The sequence below is a fragment of the Paraconexibacter sp. genome, assembly GCF_041602235.1.
In the GTDB taxonomy this organism is placed as follows: Bacteria; Actinomycetota; Thermoleophilia; order Solirubrobacterales; family Solirubrobacteraceae; genus Paraconexibacter.
The window spans coordinates 1-3,617 of sequence record NZ_JBFIGP010000344.1; the positions used below are offsets into that span (position 1 = coordinate 1).

Consider the following 3,617-nt stretch of genomic DNA (forward strand, 5'->3'; position numbering starts at 1 on the left):
CCGCCGGCCAGCGCGACGGCTTCCCACGCCGCGCCCAACGGCAGTCCCGACGTGCCGCTCGGGTCCGCGGCGAGCGCGGCCTTGACCGTCGAGCCGAGGCTGCGGATCGCCGCGTCGATCGTGAGGTCGACGAGCGGCGCCAGGTGCGCACACGGACCGGCAGGCGCCACGTCGAGCGTCACCGCTGTCGTCCAGACGGCGGCGGGCCGCACGCGCGCGAGCCCTTCGAAGCGAGCGAGCGCCGACGCCGGGTCGCCCGCTCGCACCGCGGCGGCCGTCGCCAGCAGCGCGTGTCGCAGGACGCGGGACGGATCGTCGTCGACGCCAGACTGGACCTGCGGGGCCGCCAGGAGGCTGCCCGTCACCTCGACGAGCCGCTGGTCCGCGGCCGCCGTGGGGCGCAGGGCGGCGGCGTCACGACACGCTGACACGAGGCTTGCGAGCAGCGTCGCCGCGGTCGCCGGGATGGACTCCAGCGCGAGCGGCTCGCCGAACTCGCTCGCGTACTCGACGAGCCCGGCGAGCGGGACGACGCGAACACCGTACGCGGCAGCGAGCGCGTCGAGTGGCTCGTCGTGCGCCTCGGGCGCCGCGAAGGCCACGACGCGCGCATGTTCGGCGCGGAACCCGTCGTAGTGCACCTCAAGTCGTCCCCAGGCGACGATCGCACCGAGAACCCATCCGGCGCCGGGCACCGCCGGCGGATCGTGCCGCGCGTACAGGCCACAGGAGCAGGCCGGACCGGGGGCGCGATGCTCGGCACCGCGACGGCAGACCGCCGTGACGTCGCCCGGATCCCAATCCGCGGTGAAGGGCGCCAGCGGCACGAGGCGATCGCCGTCACGCCGCCACACGCGAAAGCCGACGACCGGCGCGCTCATGCCGGGACCGGACGTTTCGTCGGACTCGGCACAGGCGGCTTCGGCACGGGCACCGTCAGCGGCGGCCCGGGCGCGGGCACGACGACGGGCTTGGACGGCCCGGGGAAGGAGGACGAACGATCAGACACGCGAGAAGGGTCGTGGCAGCGGTGCCCCTCCTGACGGCGGTCCGGGTGCGCACTCGCGCGGACGACGCCATCGGCCTGTCAGACCTTCACCCCGGCCGACGACCATCACCCCGACGGCGGCGGCCCGATCCGCGCCACCAGCAGAAACACCCATCCAGAGCAGTCGAGGGACCCGGCCCGACGACGCTGCCGCAACCAGCCCACAGGCACGGTGCGAACGCCGGAAGCGATGGAGGAACACATGACGGCACCGAGTCTCGAACCAGGCACGACCGAGTGGGCGATCCGCCTGCTGGAGCTCATCCAGGAGCACGGGCACCGCGCCAAGGAGCACGACTCCTGGGTCGGCGTCTGCCAGCTCTGCGGTCGCCTCGAGCCGTGCGTCGGCGTCATCGGCGCGATGGCCCGCACGCGCAACCCCGCCGGCTACCAGTGCGGGCGGCACGGCGACCAGGCGGCGGTCCATCAGGCGGCTCTCGCCAGCCTCGACCGCTTCTGCCCGGTGTGCGCGCAGAACGTCGGTCCGAGTCCGCGCGGGGGGCGCATGTGCGACGCCTGCGCGCCCGTGTTCGGGGGGCAGGACGCCTCGGTGCTCCAGACGCTGCGCGAGCTGCGAGGCCTCGCGGCCCAGGGGAGAGTGCCCGCGTTCCTGCTGGGGAACGTCTCCCACGTCGAGCAGGGGGCGACCGATGAGCGCTGATCGCAAGGCACCCGAGCAGGACCACATGTCCTTCGTCGGGATCGTGCTGCTGTGGGCCTGCACGGCCGCCGTCGTCGGCGTGATAGCGGTGCTGGACCAGTCGGGACCGGCAGACGCCTCCAGTGACGACGTCATCGCGGCCGGTGTCGTCGGCGCTGTCGGCGGAGCGTTCCTCGGCTGTGGCTGGGCGGTCTTCGCGATGATCCGCCGCACCGAGACCTGGCGGTCGTTCGGCTCCCTCACGAAGCTCCTGATGGTCTGCATGCTGCCGGTGCTGATCCACTTCTGGTGGGTCCCGCTGCTCATCCTGTACATGTGGGGCACGTCTCCAGCGAGGGACGATGGGTCCGCGATCGCCGATCCCGAGCGGCACGTGACGTACGTCGACGAGCATCACCATCACCACGTCCACGTGCACGCGCCGCGGGCAGCGCCGGACGTGCCCGAGACACCTCGCCCGGCCTACGACGCCGACGCCCACGCGGTCGAGGTCGACAGCGAGATCGCGCGTCACTCAAGCGAGCCGGAACGGCCCCGTCAGATTCCACCCCCGCCGAGCGACTCCTGACCATGACCCCAGATCTCCGCGCCACCGTCCGCCGCGACCGCGTCGTCCGCGCCGTGCAGTGGGGCCCCCATCTCAGGATCCGGGGCCCCATCGCGACGCTGCTCGACGCGCGCGGTCGCGCGGGGGTCACGGTCGTCGACCTGACCTTCCTGCGCGAGGATCAGGACCCGACGGTCGAGACCGACGAGCTCGCGGCTCTCGCCGCCGAGGTCGAGGAGGACGGTGACGAGTACGGGTGCGGCGAGCCCAAGCCGGTCACCGACCTCATCGTCGAGGTCCGGTGCCTCGGCACGCAGGAGGGCCTGGACGCGATCGTCGAGTGGGCCGATCTCGTGGGCTACCAGCGGGTCTGGTTGTCCGACGGCATCGTGACGCTCGACCCCGACCCGGCGCCGAGCGGGCAGATGCACACCCGCTGCACCGGCTGCCGGGGCCGCCTGGTCGAGTCGGCCGACGAGCTCACGAGCTTCGCGCGCACCTACGGCTTCTTCCCGCTCGTCTGCCCGATCTGCGGATGCGACATGCCGCAGTGGACGCCAGTGCCCGACCGCGCGCCGGCGGCGCGCCGCGCGAGCACCAAGACCGACTCGTCCGCGAAGCCCGCCACGCTTCACGGCGACAACACCGACCTGCGAGTGTCAGATCTCCGCAGTGGCAACCGACGGTGACTACGTGGACATACGCTCACAACGATTGCTGGACGACTATCACCGCGCGAAGGACGCGGGGGACCCGGTGAAGGCCCAGCGCTTCTGGGGGCTGCTCTTCACCGAGCAGTGGGACTGGATCCGTCAGAAGGTCGCCTACCGCGCGAGCGGGGTCCTGTTCGACGGCTACGAGCTCGACGAGGCGGTGTCCGAGGCATCGCTGCGGATCACCCGCAACCTCGGCCGCGACTTCGACGGCACGACCGTCGAGGACTTCCGCGCGCGGGTGGACGGGGTGGCCCGGATCACGTGCAGCGACGTTCAGCGCAAGGCCGCGAAGCGCCGCGCTCTCGGCGAGCGCTCGCTCCACGCCTCGTCGCGCGAGGGGGACGGTCCCGCCGGCTGGGTCGAGGAGGCCTACGAGGCCGAGCACGACAAGCGGGCCGCACACGAGCAGGACCACATCGAGCTGGAGGAGTTCTTCGCCGCCGGCCGCGAGTTCCTCGACTGGGCGCTGCCCCAGCTGTCCTCGCGCCCGCGCGAGGTGTTCGAGCTGTTGCGCAAGGGCAAGACCCCGGAAGAGGTCGCCGAGACGCTCGGCGTGTCTCGCAACGTCGTCGACCAGAACAAGAAGCGCGCACTGAAGCGCCTCAACGAGCTGAAGGAGCAGTACTCATGACCGCCATCGACCGG

4 protein-coding genes, 1 pseudogene and 1 riboswitch are annotated in these 3,617 nt (G+C 72.2%); of the genes and pseudogenes, 4 read left to right on the top strand and 1 reads right to left on the bottom strand.

The window, feature by feature from the left end:
- A pseudogene (locus ABYE80_RS18505) lies at window positions 1-881 on the bottom strand (hypothetical protein); the annotation flags it as partial.
- 275 nt (window positions 882-1,156) lie between these two features.
- Window positions 1,157-1,245, top strand: a riboswitch (SAM riboswitch).
- A gap of 5 nt (window positions 1,246-1,250) precedes the next feature.
- Between ABYE80_RS18505 and ABYE80_RS18510 the strand changes: the two are divergent.
- The 4 genes from ABYE80_RS18510 to ABYE80_RS18525 are packed head-to-tail and all read left to right on the top strand — an operon-like array spanning window position 1,251 to window position 3,603.
- A complete protein-coding gene (locus ABYE80_RS18510; protein WP_372791783.1) occupies window positions 1,251-1,709 on the top strand; it encodes a hypothetical protein in 459 nt (152 codons plus the stop codon).
- Window positions 1,699-2,277, top strand: a complete 579-nt coding sequence (locus ABYE80_RS18515) for a hypothetical protein (protein WP_372791784.1) — start codon at window positions 1,699-1,701, stop codon at window positions 2,275-2,277. The genes ABYE80_RS18510 and ABYE80_RS18515 overlap by 11 nt, the downstream gene beginning before the upstream one ends.
- A gap of 2 nt (window positions 2,278-2,279) precedes the next feature.
- Window positions 2,280-2,945, top strand: a complete 666-nt coding sequence (locus tag ABYE80_RS18520) for a hypothetical protein (protein ID WP_372791785.1) — start codon at window positions 2,280-2,282, stop codon at window positions 2,943-2,945.
- Window positions 2,946-2,970: 25 nt separating this feature from the next.
- Window positions 2,971-3,603, top strand: a complete 633-nt coding sequence (locus tag ABYE80_RS18525) for an RNA polymerase sigma factor (protein ID WP_372791786.1) — start codon at window positions 2,971-2,973, stop codon at window positions 3,601-3,603.
- The last annotated feature ends 14 nt before the right edge of the window (window positions 3,604-3,617 follow it).

Excerpts from the sequence above, each read along its gene's own strand:
- ABYE80_RS18520 (WP_372791785.1), top strand. The coding sequence starts at position 2,280 with ATGACCCCAGATCTCCGCGCCACCGTCCGCCGCGACCGCGTCGTCCGC.
- ABYE80_RS18515 (WP_372791784.1), top strand. The coding sequence starts at position 1,699 with ATGAGCGCTGATCGCAAGGCACCCGAGCAGGACCACATGTCCTTCGTC.
- ABYE80_RS18510 (WP_372791783.1), top strand. The coding sequence starts at position 1,251 with ATGACGGCACCGAGTCTCGAACCAGGCACGACCGAGTGGGCGATCCGC.